21 protein-coding genes are annotated in these 21,321 nt (G+C 71.0%); 13 read left to right on the top strand and 8 right to left on the bottom strand.

What is annotated here, in order from left to right; all coding sequences use genetic code 11:
- The first annotated feature begins 92 nt into the window (after nt 1–92).
- Complete coding sequence (locus HNR57_RS00360; protein WP_184554044.1) at nt 93–1,529, top strand: benzaldehyde dehydrogenase; 1,437 nt, start codon at nt 93–95, stop codon at nt 1,527–1,529.
- Here HNR57_RS00360 and trxA read toward each other — a convergent pair.
- Nucleotides 1,526–1,912, bottom strand: a complete 387-nt coding sequence (gene trxA, locus HNR57_RS00355; RefSeq protein ID WP_033308037.1) for a thioredoxin — start codon at nt 1,910–1,912, stop codon at nt 1,526–1,528. The two genes, HNR57_RS00360 and trxA, sit on opposite strands and share 4 nt — an antisense overlap.
- A 119-nt stretch (nt 1,913–2,031) precedes the next feature.
- Here trxA and HNR57_RS00350 point away from each other — a divergent pair, with 119 nt between their 5' ends.
- On the top strand, nt 2,032–3,462 hold the full coding sequence (locus HNR57_RS00350; protein ID WP_184554042.1) for a dihydrolipoyl dehydrogenase family protein: 1,431 nt from the start codon (nt 2,032–2,034) through the stop codon (nt 3,460–3,462).
- Between the two features lie 45 nt (nt 3,463–3,507).
- Here HNR57_RS00350 and HNR57_RS00345 read toward each other — a convergent pair whose 3' ends face one another.
- Nucleotides 3,508–5,100 carry an ABC-F family ATP-binding cassette domain-containing protein gene (locus HNR57_RS00345; RefSeq protein ID WP_184554038.1) on the bottom strand — a complete coding sequence of 531 codons (1,593 nt, stop codon included), beginning with the start codon at nt 5,098–5,100 and terminating at the stop codon, nt 3,508–3,510.
- A gap of 159 nt (nt 5,101–5,259) precedes the next feature.
- Nucleotides 5,260–5,904: a peptide deformylase gene (locus HNR57_RS00340; RefSeq protein WP_184554035.1), complete on the bottom strand. Its 645-nt coding sequence runs from the start codon at nt 5,902–5,904 to the stop codon at nt 5,260–5,262.
- 154 nt (nt 5,905–6,058) lie between these two features.
- Between HNR57_RS00340 and HNR57_RS00335 the strand changes: the two genes are divergently transcribed.
- Nucleotides 6,059–7,468 carry a PepSY-associated TM helix domain-containing protein gene (locus HNR57_RS00335; RefSeq protein ID WP_184554031.1) on the top strand — a complete coding sequence of 470 codons (1,410 nt, stop codon included), beginning with the start codon at nt 6,059–6,061 and terminating at the stop codon, nt 7,466–7,468.
- A 64-nt stretch (nt 7,469–7,532) separates the two neighbouring features.
- Here the strand turns inward: HNR57_RS00335 and HNR57_RS00330 are convergent, their stop codons facing one another.
- The 3 genes from HNR57_RS00330 to HNR57_RS00320 are packed head-to-tail and all read right to left on the bottom strand — an operon-like array spanning nt 7,533 to nt 8,896.
- Entirely contained in the window at nt 7,533–7,892 is a 360-nt protein-coding gene (locus HNR57_RS00330) for a tetratricopeptide repeat protein (protein ID WP_184554027.1), read from the bottom strand.
- A 57-nt stretch (nt 7,893–7,949) separates the two neighbouring features.
- Nucleotides 7,950–8,417: a winged helix DNA-binding protein gene (locus HNR57_RS00325; RefSeq protein ID WP_184554024.1), complete on the bottom strand. Its 468-nt coding sequence runs from the start codon at nt 8,415–8,417 to the stop codon at nt 7,950–7,952.
- Nucleotides 8,414–8,896, bottom strand: a complete 483-nt coding sequence (locus HNR57_RS00320) for a MarR family winged helix-turn-helix transcriptional regulator (protein ID WP_184554021.1) — start codon at nt 8,894–8,896, stop codon at nt 8,414–8,416. Before HNR57_RS00320 ends, HNR57_RS00325 begins: the two co-directional genes overlap by 4 nt.
- A gap of 112 nt (nt 8,897–9,008) precedes the next feature.
- On the opposite strand from HNR57_RS00320, the gene HNR57_RS00315 reads away from it, so the two are divergent.
- Nucleotides 9,009–9,974 carry a pirin family protein gene (locus HNR57_RS00315; protein WP_184554018.1) on the top strand — a complete coding sequence of 322 codons (966 nt, stop codon included), beginning with the start codon at nt 9,009–9,011 and terminating at the stop codon, nt 9,972–9,974.
- A gap of 208 nt (nt 9,975–10,182) precedes the next feature.
- On the opposite strand, the gene HNR57_RS00310 is transcribed toward HNR57_RS00315, so the two are convergent.
- The gene (locus HNR57_RS00310) at nt 10,183–11,004 is read right to left on the bottom strand and encodes an SCO6745 family protein (RefSeq protein ID WP_184554015.1); all 822 of its coding nucleotides are present in this window, start codon (nt 11,002–11,004) and stop codon (nt 10,183–10,185) included.
- A 5-nt stretch (nt 11,005–11,009) separates the two neighbouring features.
- The gene (locus HNR57_RS00305; RefSeq protein ID WP_184556427.1) at nt 11,010–11,894 is read right to left on the bottom strand and encodes an alpha/beta fold hydrolase; all 885 of its coding nucleotides are present in this window, start codon (nt 11,892–11,894) and stop codon (nt 11,010–11,012) included.
- Between the two features lie 295 nt (nt 11,895–12,189).
- Between HNR57_RS00305 and HNR57_RS00300 the strand changes: the two genes are divergently transcribed.
- The 9 genes from HNR57_RS00300 to HNR57_RS00260 all read left to right on the top strand — a co-directional run bounded on the left by HNR57_RS00300 (nt 12,190) and on the right by HNR57_RS00260 (nt 21,283).
- A complete protein-coding gene (locus HNR57_RS00300; protein WP_184554012.1) occupies nt 12,190–13,389 on the top strand; it encodes an acetyl-CoA C-acyltransferase in 1,200 nt (399 codons plus the stop codon).
- Nucleotides 13,390–13,391: 2 nt separating this feature from the next.
- Nucleotides 13,392–14,039: an HAD family hydrolase gene (locus tag HNR57_RS00295; RefSeq protein ID WP_184554009.1), complete on the top strand. Its 648-nt coding sequence runs from the start codon at nt 13,392–13,394 to the stop codon at nt 14,037–14,039.
- Between the two features lie 152 nt (nt 14,040–14,191).
- The gene (locus HNR57_RS00290) at nt 14,192–15,715 is read left to right on the top strand and encodes an AMP-binding protein (protein WP_184554006.1); all 1,524 of its coding nucleotides are present in this window, start codon (nt 14,192–14,194) and stop codon (nt 15,713–15,715) included.
- Between the two features lie 85 nt (nt 15,716–15,800).
- A complete protein-coding gene (locus HNR57_RS00285; protein WP_031103879.1) occupies nt 15,801–16,493 on the top strand; it encodes a TetR/AcrR family transcriptional regulator in 693 nt (230 codons plus the stop codon).
- Between the two features lie 140 nt (nt 16,494–16,633).
- Nucleotides 16,634–17,452 (top strand): SDR family oxidoreductase, encoded by an 819-nt coding sequence (locus tag HNR57_RS00280; protein ID WP_184554003.1) that lies wholly within the window; start codon nt 16,634–16,636, stop codon nt 17,450–17,452.
- Complete coding sequence (locus HNR57_RS00275) at nt 17,449–18,261, top strand: enoyl-CoA hydratase-related protein (RefSeq protein ID WP_184554000.1); 813 nt, start codon at nt 17,449–17,451, stop codon at nt 18,259–18,261. Before HNR57_RS00280 ends, HNR57_RS00275 begins: the two co-directional genes overlap by 4 nt.
- The gene (locus HNR57_RS00270) at nt 18,248–19,471 is read left to right on the top strand and encodes an acyl-CoA dehydrogenase family protein (RefSeq protein WP_184553997.1); all 1,224 of its coding nucleotides are present in this window, start codon (nt 18,248–18,250) and stop codon (nt 19,469–19,471) included. The genes HNR57_RS00275 and HNR57_RS00270 overlap by 14 nt, the downstream gene beginning before the upstream one ends.
- 2 nt (nt 19,472–19,473) lie before the next feature.
- On the top strand, nt 19,474–20,256 hold the full coding sequence (locus HNR57_RS00265; RefSeq protein WP_031103886.1) for an SDR family oxidoreductase: 783 nt from the start codon (nt 19,474–19,476) through the stop codon (nt 20,254–20,256).
- Entirely contained in the window at nt 20,249–21,283 is a 1,035-nt protein-coding gene (locus HNR57_RS00260) for a phosphotransferase family protein (RefSeq protein WP_031103888.1), read from the top strand. Before HNR57_RS00265 ends, HNR57_RS00260 begins: the two co-directional genes overlap by 8 nt.
- The last annotated feature ends 38 nt before the right edge of the window (nt 21,284–21,321 follow it).

The raw sequence follows: 21,321 nt of genomic DNA, 5'->3' as shown, positions 1-21,321 counted from the left end.
CCCCGTCCCGCCATGTGACCGCCGAACCGGCCGCGCACGCAGGGGAGTTCCGCCCTCCCCTCCGCCGGTGACCGATCGATCGGAGAGCCGTCATGCCGTTGCTCGACACCAGGAGCTGGCAGCCCCGCCCCCTCAGCGGGCCCGGATACACCGTCACCGAGCCCGCCACCGGCCAGGCACTCGGCACCCTCGCCCTCGCCACCCCGGAGGACGTCGCGGCCGCCGCCGGACGGGCCGCCACCGCACAGCGGGAGTGGGCACGCACCCCGCACTTCGCCCGTGCCGCCGTGCTCCGCAAGGCGGGCGACCTGTTCACCGCGCACGCCGACGAACTGCGGGAATGGCTCGTCCGCGAATCGGGTTCCGTCCCCGGCAAGGCCGACTTCGAACTGCACGTGGCCGCTCAGGAATGCTACGAGGCTGCCGCGCTCGCCTCCCGCCCGGCCGGCCAGGTCCTGCCCAGCGAGGCGCCCCGCCTGTCGTACACGCGCCGCGTCCCGGCCGGTGTGGTGGGCGTGATCTCGCCCTTCAACGCCCCGCTGATCCTGTCCATCCGCTCCGTAGCGCCGGCCCTGGCGCTGGGCAACGCGGTCCTGCTGAAGCCGGACCCGCGCACGGCCGTCTGCGGAGGGCTGTCCCTCGCCGCGGTCTTCGCCGCCGCCGGCCTGCCGGAGGAACTGCTGCACGTGCTGCCCGGTGGCCCGGAAGCCGGACAGGCCCTGGTCGCCGACCCGCGCGTGCCGGTCATCTCCTTCACCGGCTCCACCGCCGCCGGACGGGCCGTGGGCGAGGCGGCCGGGCGCCACCTCAAGCGGGCCCATCTGGAACTGGGCGGCAACTCGGCCATGATCGTGCTGGAGGACGCCGACCTCGACGCGGTGATCTCCACGGCCGCCTGGGGCTCGTTCTTCCACCAGGGCCAGATCTGCATGACCACCGGACGCCATCTGGTGCACGCGTCCCTCTACGACGAGTACGTCGAGCGGCTGGCCGCCAAGGCGGACTCACTCGCCGTCGGCGATCCCTACCGGGACCAGGTGCACCTGGGCCCGATCATCGACTCGGGCCAGCTCAGCAAGATCAGCGGCCTGGTCGAGGCCAGCAGGACCGCGGGCGCCAAGGTCGCCGCCGGCGGTACCCACGACAGGCTCTTCTACCGGCCGACGGTCCTCGCCCACGTCGACGACCGCACCCCCGCGTACACGGAGGAGGTCTTCGGCCCCGTCGCGCCCGTCCGCTCCTTCACCACCGCCGACGAGGCGGCGGCCCTGGCCGCGCAGAGCCCGTACGGCCTCTCCCTGGGCATCGTCACCAGGGACCCGGCCCGCGGCCTGGACCTCGCCGAGCGCATCCCGACCGGCATCGTGCACATCAACGACCAGACCGTGAACGACGAGGCCGTGGCGCCCTTCGGCGGAGTAGCCGCCTCCGGCACCGGCGCCCGCTTCGGCGGTGAGGCCAACCTGGAGGCCTTCACCGAACTGCGCTGGACGACGGTACGCGGAGACGTGGCTCCGTACCCCTTCTAGCCCGCCTGCTGGCCCTCCTGGGCCTGCTGCTCGGCGATCGCCTTGCGGACCTCGTCCATGTCGAGGTTGCGGGCCTGCCCGATGACGTCCGTCAGGGCGGCCTCGGGCAGGGCCCCCGGCTGTGCGAACACGGCGACCTGGTCACGGACGATCATCAGCGTGGGGATGGACTGGATACCGAAGGCCGCGGCCAGCTCGGGCTGCGCCTCGGTGTCCACCTTGCCGAACACCAGGTCCGGGTTCTCCCCGGCCGCCTTCTCGTACACCGGGGCGAACTGCTTGCACGGCCCGCACCAGTCGGCCCAGAAGTCGATCAGGACGAACTCGTTGTCCGTAACCGTCTGGTCGAAGTTCTCCTTGGTGAGCTCCACGGTGCTGCTCATGGCGTACATCCCTCTTCCTGGTGTGGGGTCAAGCCGTCGGCACAACACGGCCGACCGGACACGTATTCCGCGCCCCTACCCATGTGGCCAGGGCGCACACCACCCACCAGACTGACCCCATGACGGAAACGGAAACCAACGCGTACGACGTCGTGGTGCTCGGTGCCGGGCCCGTGGGGGAGAACGTCGCCGACCGCACCCGCGCCGCCGGACTGACCACCGCGGTCGTGGAGAGCGAACTGGTCGGCGGCGAGTGCTCCTACTGGGCGTGCATGCCCAGCAAGGCCCTGCTGCGGCCGGTCATAGCCCGCGCGGACGCCCGCCGCGTGCCGGGCCTGCGCCAGTCCGTGCAGGGCCCCCTCGACGCGGCCGCGGTCCTCGCCCACCGGGACTACTACACCTCCGACTGGAAGGACGACGGCCAGGTCGGCTGGCTCGACTCCATCGGCGCCGACCTCCACCGCGGCCACGGCCGCCTCACCGGGCCGCGCACGGTGACGGTCACCGGCCCCGACGGCGGCGAACGCCTCCTGACCGCCCGGCACGCCGTCGCCGTCTGCACCGGCAGCCGCGCCGCCCTGCCCGGCCTCCCCGGGCTCGACGCCGTCAAGCCGTGGACCAGCCGGGAGGCCACCAGCTCCCACACCGTGCCCGGCCGGCTGATCGTGATCGGCGGCGGCGTGGTCGCCACCGAGATGGCCACGGTCTGGCAGGCCCTCGGCTCGCAGGTCACCCTGCTGGTCCGCGGCAAGGGCCTGCTCCCCAGGATGGAGCCCTTCGCCGGGGAACTGATCGCCGAGGCGCTCAAGGAGGCCGGAGCGGACGTCCGTACGGGGACCTCGGTGGAGTCGGTGACCCGGGAGAACGGGACGGTCGTCGCCGTCACCGGCACGGGCGAGCGCATCGAGGCCGACGAGATCCTCTTCGCCACCGGCCGCGCCCCGCGCACCGACGACATCGGCCTGGAGTCGATCGGTCTGGACCCCGGCTCCTGGCTCCCGGTCGACGACAGCCTCCGCGTGAGCGGCCACGACTGGCTGTACGCGGTCGGCGACGTGAACCACCGCGCCCTCCTCACCCACCAGGGCAAGTACCAGGCCCGCATCGCGGGCGCCGCCATCGCCGCGCGGGCTACCGGCGAGACCCTCCTGGCGGAGCCCTGGGGCGCCCACGCCGCGACCGCCGACCACACGGCCGTCCCGCAGGTCGTCTTCACCGACCCGGAGGCGGCGGCCGTGGGCCTGTCCCTGGCCGAGGCGGAAGAGGCGGGGCACCGGGTGAGGGCCGTCGACGTGGACCTGTCCACCGTCTCCGGGGCAGGCCTCTACGCCGACGGCTACCAGGGCCGCGCCCGCATGGTCGTCGACGTCGAGGACGAGATCCTGCGGGGCGTCACCTTCGTCGGCCCCGGCGTCGGCGAACTCATCCACTCCGCGACCATCGCCGTCGCCGGCCAGGTCCCGGTCGGCCGCCTGTGGCACGCCGTCCCGTCGTACCCGACGATCAGCGAGGTGTGGCTGCGGCTGCTGGAGGCGTACCGGGACGCGTGACCCGCGGTCCGTCCGGGCGGGGGCGAGGCGGGGGCGGCGGTTCCGCTACGCGTGCGCAGGCACCACCAGTTCACGGTAGTCGTCGTCCCACAGGTCCTCCTCCGCCTCCGGCAGGAGCAGCACCCGGTCCGGACGCAGCGCGTCGACGGCGCCCACGTCGTGCGTGACCATGACGATCGCGCCCGGGTAGGTGCCCACCGCGGCCAGGACCTCGGCCCGGGAGGCCGGGTCCAGGTTGTTCGTGGGCTCGTCGAGGAGCAGGACGTTCGCGCCCGAGTGGACCAGGCCCGCCAGCGCGAGCCGGGTCTTCTCACCGCCGGACAGGACGCCGACGCGCTTGCCGGTGTCGTCGCCGGTGAACAGGAACGCGCCCAGGACCTGGCGGACCTCACCGTCGGTGAGGTGCGGGGCGGCTCCGGCCAGGTGCTCGCGGACCGTCGACTCCGGGTCCAGTGTGTCGTGTTCCTGCGCGAAGTAGCCCAGGCGCAGACCGTGCCCGTGGACCACCCGGCCGCCGTCGGGCGTGTCCTGCCCGGCGAGGAGACGCAGCAGAGTGGTCTTCCCGGCGCCGTTGGGACCGAGCACCACCACCCGGCTGTCCCGGTCGATGGCCAGGTCGACCCCCCGCAGGACCTGCCGGCCGCCGTACGACCTGGTCAGGCTCACGGTGCCGAGCGGGATCCGGCCGCAGGGCGCCGGCTCGGGGAGCCGGATCCTGGCCGTCTTCTCGGCGCGCCGTGCGGGTTCCAGACCGGCGAGCAGACGGTCGGCGCGGCGGGCCATGTTCCGCGCGGCCACCGCGGTCGCCACCCGGGCCCGCATCTTGTCGGCCTGGGAGTGCAGCGCCGCGGCCTTGCGCTCGGCGTTCGCCCGCTCCCGCGCCCGTCGCCGCTCGTCGGCCTCCCGCTGCGCCAGGTAGGTGTCCCAGCCGGTGTTGTGGATGTCGAGCGCGGCCCGCCCCGGATCCAGGTGGAAGACCCGGTTCACGGTGCCGGCCAGCAGGGACGTGTCGTGGCTGATCATCACCAGCCCGCCCTGATGGCTCGTCAGGAAGGTGCGCAGCCAGGCGACCGAGGCCGCGTCGAGGTGGTTCGTCGGCTCGTCCAGCAGCAGGGTGCCGTGCCCGGCGAACAGGATGCGTGCCAGTTCCACACGTCGGCGCTGACCGCCCGAGAGCGCGCTGAGCCGCCGCTCCATGAGCTCCGCCGGGAGACCGAGCCCGGCGGCGACCCGGGCGGCCTCCGCCTCGGCCGCGTAACCGCCGCGGGCCTGGAACTCGGCCTCGGCCCGCACGTAGGAGTTCATCGACCGGTCCGTGCCGTCGGCCATCGCGGCCTCGGCGCTCCGCAGCACCCGCACGGCCAGATCCAGACCGCGCGCGGACAGGATCCGGTCGGTGACGGTGACCGACTGGTCGGCGGCGCGCGAGTCCTGGGGGAGATGCCCGACCCCGGCCGCACGGACGACCGACCCGGCGGCGGGCCGCAGTTCACCCGCCAGGGTGTGCAACAGGGTCGTTTTCCCGGCGCCGTTGCGGCCGACCAGGCCGATGCGGTCGCCGGGGGAGACGTGGAAGGAGACGTGCGACAGCAGCAGACGCGCGCCCACGCGCACGTCGACATCACGAACGGTGATCATGAGAAAACGCTCCGAACAAGCAATCCGAACCAGCAAAAGGACACACGGGTGGCGTGGGAGTGGGTCCTCGGCTAGGAAATTCGGGGCGTAGACATGCGGCCACGGTAGCGGAGGCACCGCGACGGACGCCTCCGAATTCCGGCCGGACGGATCTGCTCGCTACGGCAACTCGAAGCCCAGCGCACGCGCCGCCTCCTCCGGCGCAGGCTGGGCCCAGCGCTCCGCCATCGCCTGGTTGGACGACAGCGATCGCGACTCGGCGCGGTCCAGGTACAGGACGCCGTCGAGGTGGTCCGTCTCGTGCTGCACGATGCGGGCCGGCCAGCCCGTGAACACCTCGTCCAGGGCCCGCCCGTGCTCGTCCTGCCCGGTCAGCCGCACCTCGGAGTGCCGGGCCACGACCGCCTGCCAGCCCGGCACGCTCAGGCACCCCTCGAAGAACGCGGCCCGCGCGTCGCCCACGGGCTCGTAGGAGGGGTTGACCAGCACGCGGAACGGCTGCGGTACCCGCCCGCGCACGAGACGTACCTCCTCCGGCACCGGCGCCGGATCCTCGATCACGGCGATCCGCAGCTCCACGCCCACCTGCGGCGCAGCCAGGCCGACTCCGGGCGCCGCCCGCATGGTGATCCGCAGGGCCTCGACGAACCGGGCCAGCAGGGCGGGCTCCAGCTGACCGTCGAACGGCTCGGTGCCGCGCCGCAGGACAGGGTCACCGGCCGCGATGATGGTCAACGGCAGCCCCGCGTCGAGGAGTTGCCCGACCCGTTCGGCCAGGGGTGCGCGATCGTCCGGAGTTCCCATCGCGTCAGGATGACACGGCACCCCCCGCCCTCGCGTGACGCACGTCACATGGGTTCTCCGGGAACTGAACGCCCCGCCGCCCCGACTACTGCACCGCAACGGCCACCGCCGACACCGCAACGGCCCAGAAGACACCACCCGGAGAAGCCCGCCGATGACCACCGCTCCCTCGACCACCACGGACGAGGCCCCCCGACCAGCCGCCCCGGCACCGTCGAAGGGCAACTGGGCACCCCTGCGCCCGCTCATCCTGCGCCTGCACTTCTACGCAGGGGTGCTGGTGGCGCCGTTCCTCCTCGTCGCCGCCGTCACCGGCCTGCTGTACGCCGGTTCCTTCCAGGCCGAGAAGCTCGTGTACGACCACGAGATGACCGTCCCCGTGGGCGGCGAGAAGCTGCCGATCAGTGAGCAGGTGGCCGCCGCCCGCAAGGCCCACCCCGAGGGCACGATCTCGGCCGTGCGCCCCTCACCGGAGGCCGACGCGACGACCCGGGTGATGCTGTCCGGCGTCCCGGGCGTCGGGGAGGGCCACACGCTCGCCGTGTTCGTCGACCCGTACACCGCGAAGGTGCGCGGCTCCCTCGAACAGTACGGCTCGACCGGCGCGCTGCCGCTGCGCACCTGGATCGACGAGTTCCACCGGGACCTGCACCTGGGGGAGACGGGACGGCTGTACAGCGAGCTGGCGGCCAGCTGGCTGGGGATCATCTCGGCGGGCGGACTGGTGCTGTGGTTCTCCCGCCGCCGTGCCCTGCGCAAGGTGCGGGGGACGAAGGGGCGGCGCCGCACGCTCGGACTGCACGGCAGTGTCGGCGTGTGGGCGGCGGCCGGGTTCTTCTTCCTCTCGGCGACCGGTCTGACCTGGTCGGCGTACGCCGGAGCCCACATCGACGAGCTGCGGACCTCACTGGGCCAGGCCACCCCGTCGGTGTCGGCCGCGGCTGGCGGCGAGCACGGCGGCCACGACTCCGCCGCCGGGCAGGCGGGCGACGCCGCGCACGGCGTGGGCCTGGACAAGGTCCTGGCGGCGGCGCGGGCCGAAGGGCTGGGCGACCCGGTGGAGATCGTGCCGCCGGCCGACGCGAACTCGGCGTACGTCGTCAAGCAGGTCCAGCGCAGCTGGCCCACGAAGCAGGACGCCGTCGCGATCGACCCGGCCAGCGGCGAGGTCGCCGACGTGCTGCGCTTCGAGGACCACCCGGTGCTCGCGAAGCTCACCCGCTGGGGCATCGACCTGCACACCGGCGTCCTCTTCGGCCTGGCCAACCAGATCGCCCTGATGCTGCTGGCACTGTCCCTGATCATGCTGATCGTCTGGGGCTACCGCATGTGGTGGCAGCGCGGCCGCGGCAGCGCCTTCGGCCGGCCCGTCCCGCGGGGCGCCTGGCAGCTGGTACCGCCGCAGATCCTGGTACCGCTGCTGGCCGGGACCGCCGTACTCGGGTACTTCCTGCCCCTGTTCGGCATCCCCCTGGCGGTGTTCCTCGCCGTCGACATCCTGCTGGGGGAGATCGCCTACCGGCGGGGGCGGCGGTCGTACGGGACGCCCGCCGGGGAGCGGTAGCCGACCCCCGGCACACGGATGCCCGGCTCCTCAGGGAGCCGGGCACCTTCGCGTACAGCGCGGGTCAGCGCCCCTCGAAGTCACCCGCGAGCGCCGAGGCGATCCGCAGGTGCGTCTCCGCCTCCTCGTGCCGGTTCTGCCGCTGGAGGGTGCGGCCGAGCATCAGCCGGGCGTAGTGCTCCACGGGGTCCCGCTCGACGATCGTCCGCAACTCGCCCTCGGCGCGGTGCAGTTGGGCGGAGTGGTAGTAGGAGCGCGCCAGCAGCAGCCGGGGCCCGGTCTGCTCGGGCACCTCCTCGACCAGCCCGACCAGGACGCGCGCGGCGGCGGCGTAGTCCTTGGCGTCGAAGAACAGCTGCGCGCGCTCCCAGCGCTCGGCCGGGGTTCCGTGGGCGTAGTACGTGGTGTCCTGCGTGGTGTTCACTCGGGGCCTCCTTCGAGGCCGACAACCGAACCCGCCCGTCCGGTATTCCGGCAGGTGTCAGGGGCAGAGTCCCCAGCGGGTCGGGGTGGCCAGTTCCGCGCCGTACCGCTCGGTGAGCAGAGTCAGCACGCGGCCCGTGACGGCCAGGTCCTCCGCCGGGATGCCGTCGTAGATCCGCGCGGTGAGGGGTGCCGTCTCGCCGGAGGTCGTGGCGTACAGCTCGCGCCCGGCGTCCGTGATCCGCACCTCCGCCTCCCCGTCCGGGGCCAGCAGCCGCGCGGCGATCAGCTCGTCGAGCACGACGTGCACCTCCCCGGCGTCGATCCGCAGCGCCTCGGTGACACCGTCGACGAGCTGCCCGCGCCCGACCGGGCTGTCGGCGATCGCGGCGAGGCGGAGGGTGACGGACTGCTCGAAGGTCATGCCGTGCCGGTCCAGCACCCGCTGCAGGAGGGCGCGGCCGGCGTAATGGGCCAGGGCGATGTCGCGGGGGCTGACGGGGGGTGTGGTGGTGGTCGTGGTCATGACTGCTCCGTCTCGTTCTCGCTGAAGGGTTCAAGAGGTGCGTCGAGCAGGGCCGTCAGCTCGCGTGTGAACTCCCGTGTGCGCGGGCTGTCGAGTCCGCCGAGCGGGCCCAGGAGCTGCTGGAGGAGTCCGTGGACGACCGTGATCGCCCGCCGGGTGACCTCGCGGCCCTGCTCGGTGAGGGCGAGCTGCACCGCGCGCGGGTCGCGCGGGTCCCGGGTGCGCTCCACGAGCCCGGCGCTCTCCAGGGCGCGGGCCAGCTTCGACACGTAGAGCGGCTCCAGGCCGGTGCGATCGGCGAGGCGGCGCTGGCTGGGCCGTTCGCCGGAGTGCTGCATGCCGTGCAGCGAGGCGACCAGCGAGTACTGCGCGTGCGTGAGGCCCAGCGGGGCCAGAGCGCGGTCGACCGCGACCCGCCATTTCATCGCCAGCCGCCACACCAGGAAGCCGGGCGTCGCGCCTTCGGTACCGTTGCTCATGACGAATACAGTACATAGCTACTATGTACATGGCTACTATTTTTCAGGCGCCCGCGGCGCGGCCCGAACGTGACGCTGACGCAGGCCCTCGTGCCGCACTAGGTTGTGCGCCATGAGCAATCTTGAGCGCGAGGCGGCCCCCTCCCTGTGCGGTGGCCGTGGCTTCGTGGTGGCGGAGCCGGTGCGTGAACTCCTCAGCCCCCGCCGGGTGAAGCTGGGGGAGTCCAGCGAGGTCCGCCGGCTGCTGCCCAACCTCGGCCGCCGGATGATCGGAGCCTGGTGCTTCGTCGACCACTACGGTCCCGACGACATCGCCGACGAGCCCGGTATGCAGGTGCCGCCGCACCCCCACATGGGTCTGCAGACCGTGAGCTGGCTGCACGAGGGGGAGGTGCTGCACCGCGACTCCACGGGCAGCCTCCAGACCATCCGCCCGCGCGAACTCGGCCTGATGACCTCCGGCCGGGCCATCAGCCACTCGGAGGAGAGCCCGCGCTCGCACGCCCGCTTCCTGCACGGCGCGCAGCTCTGGGTAGCGCTCCCCGACAGCCACCGCCACACCGAGCCGCGTTTCGAGCACCACGCCGACCTGCCGGTCGTCGCCGCACCCGGCCTCACGGCCACGCTGATCCTCGGCGACCTCGACGGCGCCACCTCACCCGGCACGGCCTACACCCCGATCGTCGGCGCCGACCTGGCCCTGACCCGGGGCGCGGACGTACGCCTGCCGCTGGAGCCGGACTTCGAGTACGCCGTGCTCTCCATGTCCGGCGAGGCCCACGTCGACGGCGTCCCCGTCCTCCCCGGCTCCATGCTGTACCTCGGCTGCGGCCGCGGTGAACTGCCCTTGCGGGCGGAGTCGGACGCGAACCTGATGCTCCTGGGCGGCGAGCCGTTCGAGGAGGAACTGATCATGTTCTGGAACTGGATCGGACGGACGCAGGGGGAGATCGAGCAGGCGCGGCAGGACTGGATGGAGGGGACCCGGTTCGGCGAGGTGAAAGGGTACGACGGCGCCCCGCTGCCTGCTCCGGAGCTGCCGCCGGTGCCGCTGAAACCGCGTGGAAGAGTGCGCTGACCTGTGGGAATGCTTGAGCCGAGCGAAGCACCGCGCCTGGAGCGACATGGAGCGCCCGCAGGCTGAGGAGCTGTTCGGCGGTTTTGCCGTCCGGCCGCGGCACCGAGCACACGACATCCCCCCTCCGCGGCCGTGGCACGCCGCCTCTCTCAGGGCATGACCGGCAGTTCCAGCCGATGATGCACGAGGCGGAGGGGAGAGGTGACGGTCAGCCGACCTTGAGAAGGCCGGCTTCGACGACGGCGCGGCCGAAGGGGGTCGCGAGGTCGGCGAGCCGCTCACAGTCGGCTTCACCCAGTGCGGCGTAGGCGGGAAGGGCCAGGTGGTCGGTGCGGTCCTCGATGTGTCGGCGCAGGGTCGCGCCTTCCGGGCTGAGGGAGTCGCCGTCCAGGAGACCTCGCTCGCGCAGGCGCTCCTCGGCGGCGGTCCACTCCTCCTCGGGCCATGCGCGGCTGGCTTTGAGGAAGTCGACGGGTACGTCACCGGTGGCGGCGTGCAGGATCAGGGCTTCCAAGCCGCCGACGCCCTCGCTCAGCAGGCAGGCCACGTGCCCGTCTCCGCGGAACTCCCGGAGCAGTGTCTGGGCATGCCACAGCTGCAGCACCGGCTCCTGCGGCCAAGGCAGTGCGGCATGCGCGGCGAACAGTGGGCGGCCCTGTGCGTGTTCGCGGGCCGCCTCGGCCGCCCGGCGGGTCAGTGTCAGGACCTCGCTCAGGTAGGGCAGTTCGTGCACTTTCGCCCGCCGCAGAGCCTCGCCCGCCGCGGCGTACCGCGCGTCCAGCACCTGCTGCGGCGTCGCCGTCTCCCAGACCCCGTCGACCGCCTGCCGTACGACATCGGGGTTGAAGTTGTAGAAGGTGGAGATGACCAGCTCGGCGGAGGCTCGGCCGAAGGCGGCGCTGCGGAAGGCGAAGTAGCCGGCGCGTCCGCTCAGGCCGAGCTCCGCGTACCGTCGCCTTGCCTCAGGGGCGAAGTAGATCATGGCGTGTACGGGCTCGAGGCGGCGCCAGGCCGCATGCGCAGTCTCCATGGGGGTCACCTTTCCTGAGGGTCGACGACAGCGTTTTCGCTGCGGTTCGAGTACTCGCCGTGCGCTCGGAGATGGTCGAGCAGCAAGTGGCTCAGCGGCTCGGGCGCTTCCTCGGGGATCCAGTGGCTGACGCCTTGGAGGGTCTCGAATCGGTACGGCCCCTTGACCCATCGCTCGGTCTCCTGCGCGGCTGCCGGGCCGAACGCGCTGTCGTCCGTGCTCCAGACGTACAGCGTGGGAACGTCGATGACGCCGATCGCGCCGTCGGGGCGGCCGGCGCGGTACCAGTTCAGCGCAGCGGTGAGAGCGCCAGGCTGGGACAGGTGACGCACATAGGCGTCCGCACTGTCCTGCGGGACCTTTCCGGCGTAGAAATCGCGAAGCTCTTGGGCGTCGTCGGCCAGCATGCGCTCTTCGGTCGTGGGCGTTTCGCGCCAGTCGATCATGTAGTGCGAGCGACTGCGCTGGTCCTCATCCGTGCGCAGGGTGGTGGCCAGGGCGCCGGGGTGCGGGGTCGAGACGACCGTGAGGGTGCGCACGCGGCCGTGGTGGGCATCAGCCGTCCACCAGGCCACCGCGCCGCCCCAGTCGTGGCCGACCAGGTCGAACGTCGCCCAGCCCAGTTCCTCCGTGATCGCCACGACGTCGTCGACGAGATGGCTGATCCGATAGTCCTCGGGCCGCTGGGGGCGGGCCCCGGGGGAGTACCCCCGCTGGTCGGGTGCCACCACCCGGTAGCCGTGCGCGGCCAACGCCTCGATCTGCCGCCGCCACACCACCCCCGTCTGCGGGAATCCGTGCAGCAAGAGCACCGGGCGGCCCTCGGCGGGACCGGCCGCGATCGCGTCGAACACGCCCGCATGCGTGGAGATGCTCAGCTGAGTCACGATCCACCCCTTCGTACCGACTGGTCGGTACCCTTGCGGTACGGGGAGGGGCTGTCAAGGGCGCGCGAAGGTTGAACCTGACGTCGAATTCAAATATAACCGGTCGGAAGGCCGATACCTGTCACCCCTGCGGCCATGACATGTCCTCGGATCACCCGAGGAGATGGTCATGAGCCATATCCGCACGGCAGTTGGCGTACGGCACCGTCCATCGGCAATCGAGCCCGGCTCACGGAGCTCGGAGTTTCGACCCCGGAGTCCCCGGACGAACCGGGGCGACAGGAAACAGCGAGGCGACATGAGGGAAGCAGTCATCGTTTCGACGGCACGGACGCCGATCGGAAAGGCCTACCGCGGCGCGTTCAACGACACCCAGGCCCAGAAACTCGCCGCCCACGCCCTTTCACACGCGGTGCGGCGCGCCGGTCTCGAGGGAGGCGAGGTCGAGGACGTCATCTTCGGCTGCGCCGTGCAGCAAGGGTCCTCCGGGTTCAACGTGGCGCGTCAGGCCGCTCTGCGGGCCGGACTTCCGGACACCGTGTCGGGGATGTCGATCGACCGGCAGTGCTCGTCGGGCCTGATGGCCATGGCGACGGCCGCCAAGCAGATCGTCACGGACGGCATGCAGGTCGCCGTCGGCGGCGGTGTCGAGTCGATCTCCCTGGTCCAGAACGACCACATGAACACCCACCGCATGACGGATCCCTGGCTGGTCGAGCACAAGCCGGGCATCTACCTGCCGATGCTGCAGACGGCGGAGATCGTCGCCGAGCGCTACGGCGTGAGCCGGGAGCGCCAGGACGAGTTCGCGCTGCTGTCACAGCAGCGCACCGCGGCGGCGCAGGACGCCGGCCGGTTCGACCAGGAGATCGTCGCGCTCAGCAGCGTCAAGAAGGTCCTCGACAAGCAATCCGGGGAAGTACGGGACGAAGAGGTCACCTTGACCCGGGACGAGGGCAACCGCGCGTCGACCACCCTCGACGGCCTGGCCGGCCTGGCGCCGGTGCTGCCCGACGGGCAGGTGAGCGCGCACTCCAGCGTGACGGCGGGCAACTCCTCGCAGCTGTCGGACGGGGCGTCGGCCTCGGTGCTGATGGAGGCGAAGGAGGCCGAGCGCCGCGGCCTGGAACCGCTGGGCGTCTACCGGGGTATGACCGTTGCCGGGTGTGCGCCGGACGAGATGGGCATCGGCCCGGTCTTCGCCATCCCGAAGCTGCTGAAGCAGCACAACCTCACCATCGACGACATCGGCCTGTGGGAACTCAACGAGGCCTTCGCCTCCCAGGCGCTGTACTGCCGCGACGAACTGCACATCGACCCGGAGCGGTTCAACGTCGACGGCGGCGCGATCTCGGTCGGCCACCCGTACGGCATGACCGGCGCCCGACTGGTGGGGCATGCCCTCATCGAGGGCAAGCGCCGCGGCGTTCGGTATGTGGTGATCTCCATGTGCATCGGCGGCGGAATGGGCGCAGCCGGACTGTTCGAGGTCGCCTGAGCATGGACACGTGGTCGAACGTGGTGGAAAGGACCCGAAACGCGGTCCTGGTGGACTTCGGCGGTGTCATCACCTCCAGTGTGTTGCGGGCCTTCACCGAATTCGGCGCCTCGCTCGGCGGCGACCCGCGCCTTCCGCTGGACCTCCTGAGCCGGGACCAGCCCTCGCGCACCCTGCTGGCCGACCACGAGTGCGGCCGTATCGACGCCGCAGCCTTCGAGCGGGGATTCGCCGAACGCCTCCGTGTCCATGGCGCGGAGGTGTCGGCCGAGGGGCTCACGGCCCGGATGCAAGCGGGAATGTCGATCGACCGGGACATGCTCGCGCTGCTCGGTGAGGTGCGAGCCGCCGGTCATCCTGTTGCGCTGGTGTCCAATGCTTTCGGCACCGGGACCTACGACGGCGTCGACCTCACGGCCGTCGCCGATGCGGTCGTCATTTCGTCCGAGGTCGGCATCCGCAAGCCTTCCCGGCGGATCTACGCGATCGCGTGTGAACGCCTCGGCATCGACCCCGAGGAGGCGGTCATGATCGACGATCTGCGGCAGAACCTCGACGGAGCGGCACGGATCGGAATCGGAGGCGTACTGCACACCAGCGCCGCCGACACCCGCCGCCAACTCGCCGAACGCTTCGGGATCACTGCCTGACCGATACCCATCGACCGACCGACCGGACGCGCTGAGGTCGGTCATCCGGCCGCACCGCCCGGGGACTTGACGTCGAAGCCGGGCAAAGTCACCTCGTCGGCGAGGGCGCGCCCCGCACCATCACCTGCTCACCTCCCGGAAGGCACCGCCCCATGGCCAGCGTTTTCGATCCTGTGTGCCGCCACGCGGCCGTCACCCCCGACAACATCGCACTGCGCGGTGCCACGGATCAGTGGACCTACCTTCAGCTCAGGGACGCGACCATGCGGTACGCGGGCGCCCTGGCGGCCGCCGGCCTGTCCCCGGGGGACCGGGTGTTGCTCGCGGCGCCGTCGGTGCCCGAGTTCGTGGTGGCCTACCTGGGGATCCAGGCGGCGGGCTGTGTCGTGGTGCCGGTCAACACGATGTCCACCCGGGCCGAGGCCGAGTACGTACTCGGCGACGCCGGATGCTCATTGGCGATCGCATGGCACGCCCTGGGCCCCGCTGTCGCGGAGGCGGCCGCGGCGCTCTCGGTGCCCTCCTGGGCGTTGTCCCCGGGCACGCCGGTCACCGCTGCCCCTGCCGACGTCGTCGACCGTGACCGCGACGAGACGGCGGCCATCCTGTACACGTCGGGCACCACTGGGCGGCCGAAGGGGGCCCAACTCACCGTCGGGAACCTGCTGTCCGCCGGGGAGATCGGCGCCGAGTGCAGCCGAGCGTCGAGCGCCGACCGCACCGGCACCGGACTCCCGCTGTTCCACGTGTTCGGCCAGGCGTCGGTCATGATGGCGACCTTGACCGTGGGCGGCTCGATGTCGTTGCTGGCCCGATTCGACCCGGCGTCGATGCTGGAGATGCTGCGCCGCGACCGGCTCACCATCATGGCCGGCGTACCGACCATGTGGAACGCGATGCTGCACGCGGCGGGTGATGCGAATCCGGCGGACTTCGCCGGGCTCCGTGTCGCCGTCTCCGGCGGTGCGTCGCTTCCCGGGGAAATCGCCCGGGCCTTCGAGGCCCGCTTCGGCTGCACGATCCTCGAAGGGTACGGGCTCACCGAGACCACCGCGTTCGGCACCTTCAACGACCTCGACCGCGGCGCCAAGACCGGGTACACCGGCAGAGCGGTACCGCGGATGCAGGTTCGGGTATGTGACGACAACGGCGACGAGTGCCCGCCGGGTAGCGTCGGCGAGGTCCACATCAAGGGGCCCACGGTGATGCGCGGTTACTGGAACCGCCCCGCGGACACCGCCGCGGCCATCTCGTCCGACGGCTGGTTCCGCACCGGCGACCTCGGTGAGACCGACACCGACGGCGACCTGCGCATCGTCGACCGTGTGAAGGACCTGATCATCCGCGGCGGCTACAACGTCTACCCCGGCGAGGTCGAGGAAGTTCTCTACGAGCACCCCGACATCGTCGAGGCAGCCGTGATCGGAGTTCCCGACGACCACTACGGCGAGGAGGTCGCCGCGCTCGTCGCCGCCCGGCCCGGTGCGGACCTCGGTGCCGCCGAGGTGTCGAACTGGGCACGAGAGCGGCTGTCCGCCTACAAGATCCCGCGCATCGTCCGGTTCGTCGATGCGCTGCCCAAGGGGCCGACGGGGAAGATCCTCAAGCGGTCCATCGACCGTGGCGCTCTGACCCGCGACACCGCCCTCGGTGACGTTGCCGCCCGCCGCCTCTGAGCACCGGGAAACCAGGACATCAGCCTGCTCAGTCTGCCCTTGGGGATTTATGACTATGGCGTCGGATTCAAGTAAAGTCCCGGGGATGGACACCACTGCGCCCGAGGAGACCGACAGCGAGCAGGCACCGCCCGTGGCGCCCTTCTCGCAGCTTCGCGAGCCGCCCACCACACAGCGCGGAGCGCGGACCCGGGCCGCTCTGGTGAAGGCCGCGCGCAAGGTGTTCGAACGGGACGGTTACCTCGACGCCCGCCTGACCGACATCACCAAAGAGGCCCGGTGCGCGGCGGGATCCTTCTACACCTACTTCGCCAACAAGGAAGAGGTGCTCGCCGCCGTCCTCCTGGAGGCGCAGGAGGACATGATGCACCCCGGCATGGGCCGGGTGCAGGGCACCGACGATCCCCATGCGGTACTCGAGGCGAGCAACCGCGCCTATCTCGCGGCGTACAAGCGGAACGCGAAGCTGATGGCACTGCTCGAGCAGGTCGCCCAAGTGGAGCCGGAGTTCCGTGAGTTCCGAAGGCGGCGCGGGGACGCGTTCATCCGCCGCAACGCCCGCGGTATCGCCGACCTGCAGGCGCGGGGTGTCGCAGACCGTGAGGTCGATCCGATGATGGCGTCCCGTGCGCTGTCCGGCATGGTCAGTGTCATGGCTTACAACGCCTTCGTGCGCAGTGAAGAGCAAGAAGAAGACGCGCCGGTGGACTTCGAGGAACTCGTGTCCACGGTCACCCGCCTGTGGGCGAACGCCCTGCGGTTCCCCGGCCACCGCTGATCCGCCCGCCTCGCAGCCGCTCACCCCCGGGGTTGGGCGGCTTTCTTCATCGGTTCCGCGCGGCCAGCTATTGAACTTGACGTCGGATTCAATTATACAGATCGGACGCATCACACGCCCCGTCGACGGAGAGGGTCGCCGTGAACCTTGCAGAAAGAGTCGCCATCGTCACCGGTGGGGGCGGCGGCATCGGCAGCGCGTTGGTCGCACGGCTCGCTCGCGAGGGCGCCCGGGTCGTAGTCGCGGACCTCGACGCGGAGGCCGCGCGGGCGGTGTCGGAGACAGTCGACGCCGACCATCCGGGCACCACCGTCAGCGTCGGCGCGGACGTGTCGGACAGCGAGCAGATACAGCAGTTGATCGACCTGGCGGAGAGCGCCTTCGGCCCGGTCGACTTCTACTTCGCGAACGCGGGCGTCGGCGGCGCGCTCGGCCTCGACGTGAGCGAGCAGGACTGGGATCGCTCCATCGACGTCAACCTGCGAGCCCACATCCGTGCGGCAAGGCTGCTGGTACCCCGGTGGCTCGAACGCGGTGAGGGCTACTTCGTCAGCACGGCCTCGGCGGCCGGACTGCTCACCCAGATCGGCTCCGCCACGTACGCCGTCACCAAGTACGCGGCCGTCGCCTTCGCCGAGTGGCTGAGTGTCACCTACGGCGACCGCGGGGTTCGGGTCAGCTGTCTGTGCCCGATGGGCGTGAACACCAGGATGCTGACCGCCGGGGAGGACTCCGGGGACGCGCTGGGAAGAGCCGCGACGCGGGCCGTCACCTCCGCTGGTGACGTCCTGGAGCCTGCCGAAGTCGCCGACGCCGTCCTGGCCGCCATCGAGGACGAGCGCTTCCTCGTCCTGCCGCACGAAGACGTTCTCGAGATGTACCGGCAGAAGGGCTCGGACTACGACCGCTGGGTACGCGGGATGCGCCGCTACCAGAGCTCCCTGCTGGCGCAGGCATGACCGGCGCGCCGGGCGAGCTCGTCCTCGCCGAACGCCGAGGGCAGGTGCTGCTGGTCACGTTCAACCGGCCCGCCAAACTGAACGCCTGGACCGACGAACTCGAGGACCGCTATTTCGCGCTGCTCGACGCCGCCGAGGACGATCCGGACGTATGCGCCGTCGTGGTCACCGGCGCGGGACGCGGATTCTGCGCCGGAGCCGACCTGCAACGGCTAAAGGCGGTCGGCGAGGTCTCCGAGGCGGGCCGGGCCCGGCGCCGTCCCCGGGACCTTCCGCGGACCCTGCGCAAGCCGCTGATCGGAGCGGTCAACGGAGTGGCCGCCGGCCTCGGCATGGTGGAGGCGCTCTACTGCGACCTCCGCTTCGGCTCGCCCTCGGCCCGGTTCACCACGGCATTCGCGCACCGTGGGCTGATCGCCGAGTACGGGATCTCCTGGCTGTTGCCCCGGCTCGTGGGGCACAGCCGAGCAGCGGACCTGCTGCTGTCGAGTCGCATGGTGGATGCCGAGGAGGCCTTCCGTATCGGACTCCTCGACCACCTGGTCACCACCGGCAGCGTGGTCGATGCCGCTGTCGCGTACGCCGCCGAACTGGCGGAGCGCTGCTCCCCGGCATCCATGGCCACCATCAAGAGCCAGCTGAGCAACGACGCGGACGGCACCTACACCGATTCCGTGACCCGGGCGGAGGACCTGATGCTCCAGGCCTTCCGCGGGTCCGATGTCGTCGAAGGCTTGGCCAGTCACCTGGACAAGCGCTCGCCAAACTTTCCCTCACTACCCGTAAGGAGTTCGGATGTCCCTGTTTGAGACGTCGGACCGTGCCAAGAAGTACCGGGCGGATCTGCTCGAGTTCATGGATGAGCACATCTACCCCGCCGAGGCGATCTACGACGAGCAGATGCGCGCGTCGGGCGACCCGCACTTCCACCCGCCGATCCTCGAAGAGCTCAAGGCGGAGGCGCGCAGGCGCGGACTGTGGAACCTGTTCCACCCGCACCCGGAGTGGGGCCCCGGCCTGACGAACCTCGAGTACGCGCCGCTGGCGGAGATCATGGGCCGCAGTCACATCGCCTCCGAGGCGTGCAACTGCAACGCGCCCGACACCGGCAACATGGAGGTGCTCACCCTCTTCGGCACCGACGAGCACAAGGAGAAGTACCTCAAGCCGCTGCTCGACGGGACGATGGCCTCGGCCTTCGCGATGACCGAGCCGCGTGTCGCCAGCTCCGATGCCACCAACATCGAGCTGCGGATGGAGCGCGACGGCGACGAGTACGTGCTCAACGGCCGCAAGTGGTTCGCCTCGAACGCGATGCACAAGAACTGCAAGGTGCTCATCGTGATGGGCAAGACCGACCCCACGGCGGCCCCGCATCGCCAGCAGTCGATGATGGTCGTACCCGTGGACGCCCCCGGTGTCACCGTGGTCCGCAACCTCCCGGTGTTCGGGTACGCGGACCGCGAGGGCCATGCGGAGATCATCTTCGAGAACGTCCGGGTGCCGGCCACGGACCTCCTCAAGGGCGAGGGCGAGGGTTTCGCCATCAGCCAGGCCCGGCTCGGGCCCGGCCGCATACACCACTGCATGCGGGCCATCGGCGCGGCCGAGCGGGCACTGGAACTGATGTGCCGGCGCGCACAGTCACGGGTGACCTTCGGCAGCCCGGTCGCCGAACGGTCGAACATCCAGGACTGGATCGCGGAAGCGCGGATCGACATCGAGATGATCCGCCTGCTCACGCTCAAGGCCGCGTATCTGATGGACACGGTCGGGAACAAGGAAGCGCGCACCGAGATCGCGGCCATCAAGGTGGCCGCCCCCGACATCGCGTTGAAGATCGTCGATCGCGCGATCCAGGTGCACGGGGGAGCGGGAGTGACCGACGACTTCCCCTTGGCGATGATGTACGCGCATCTGCGGACGCTGCGGCTGGCGGACGGTCCCGACGAGGTTCACAAGCGGGCCATCGCCAAGCAGGAACTGCGGAAGTACCGCGACGCGGCGGCGGTGAACTGAAGATGGCAGGACTCGACCTCAGCGGTCGTACAGCCGTCGTCACCGGGGCCTCGCGCGGTATCGGGCTGGCGATAGCCCAGTCCATCGCCGAGGCCGGCGCAAACGTCGTCCTCACCTCCCGGACCCAAGAGGCGGCGGAGGCCGCCGCGGCCCAGGTCAAGGGCACAGCGGTCGGCGTGGGAGCGCATGCGGTCGACGAAGAGGCGGCCCGGCGCTGTGTGGATCTGACGCTCGAGCGCTTCGGCAGTCTGGACATCCTCGTCAACAACGCGGGGACCAACCCGGCCTTCGGGCCGGTCATCGACCAGGACCACGGCCGGTTCGCGAAGACCTTCGACGTGAACCTGTGGGCGCCCGTCCTGTGGACGGGTCTGGCCACGCGAGCCTGGATGGGGGAGCACGGCGGGGCGGTCGTCAACACCGCGTCGGTGGGCGGCATGGCCTCCGAGGCGAACATCGGGCTGTACAACGCCTCGAAGGCCGCGCTGATCCATCTCACCAGGCAACTGGCCCTGGAGCTCTCGCCGAAGGTCCGCGTCAACGCCGTGGCACCGGGGGTGGTGCGCACAAAGCTGGCCGAGGCTCTGTGGAAGGAGCACGAGGAGGAGGTGTCCGCCTCGGTGGCGCTGGGCCGCATCGGGGAGCCTGCCGACATCGCGTCCGCGGTCGCCTTCCTCGTCTCGGACGCCGCGAGTTGGATCACCGGCGAGACGATGGTGATCGACGGCGGCCAACTGCTCGGTGATGCGCTCCCGTTCAGGCAAGGAGCCGGAATCGGTGTCTAGCGCGGACATCGTCGGAATCGACGCCGGGGCGGTGGGCCGCTGGTTCGCTTCCCTCGGCGTCGACTTCGCCGGACCCCTGGCCTTCGAGCGGATCGGGCTGGGCCAGTCGAACCTGACGTATCTCGTAAAAGATCAGGACGGCCACAGATGGGTGCTGAGGCGCCCACCGCTGGGTCACCTGCTGGCGTCGGCGCACGACGTGGCCCGCGAGGCGCGGATCCTGACCGCCCTGGAGAGCACCGTCGTCCCGACTCCGCGGGTGCTCGGGCTGACCGACGAGCCCGCCGTGACCGACGTCCCGCTGCTGCTCATGGAGTTCGTGGACGGCCAGGTCGTCGACACGATGTCGATCGCGCGGTCGTTGACGCCCGAGCGTCGCCGCGCGATCGGGATGTCGTTGCCGCGGACTCTGGCGAAGATCCACGCGGTGGATCTCCAGGTGACCGGGCTGACCGGTCTCGCCGGCCACAAGCCGTACGCGCAGCGTCAGCTCAAGCGCTGGTCGGCCCAGTGGGAGAGGTCCAGGACCCGCGAGCTGCCAGCCCTGGAGGACCTCACCCGGCGCCTCGTCGCGGCCGTCCCCGAGCAGCGCGAACCGACCCTCGTGCACGGCGACTTCCATCTGCGCAACGTCATCACCTCCTACGACACCGGGGAGGTGACCGCGGTGCTCGACTGGGAACTGTCGACGCTGGGGGACCCGCTCGCGGACCTGGGCAGCCTGCTGGCCTACTGGCCGGCGAAGGGCGAGAACACCTCGGGCGACTTCGCCGCGACCGCTCTCGACGGCTTCCCGACCCGTGAGGAACTTGTCGCGGCCTACTCGGCGGCGTCGGGACGCGACCTGACGGCGCTGGGCTACTGGCACGCGTTGGGATTGTGGAAGGTCGCGATCATCGCGGAGGGCGTCATGCGCCGCGCGATGGACGAACCGCGGAACAAGGCCGCGTCCGGGACCCCGACCGCGGAGCGCATCGACGCACTGGTGGCGAAGGCCCACGAAGTCGCGGACACCGCAGGTGTCTGAACCGATCGCCCGCACACGGGACTTTGACACTCACATAC

Origin of the sequence: Streptomyces paradoxus, assembly GCF_014202475.1 — a bacterium.
Taxonomy (GTDB): Bacteria; Actinomycetota; Actinomycetes; order Streptomycetales; family Streptomycetaceae; genus Streptomyces; species Streptomyces paradoxus.
Note: the sequence above shows the minus strand (reverse complement) of the source record. Positions and strands in the feature narration are given on the sequence as shown.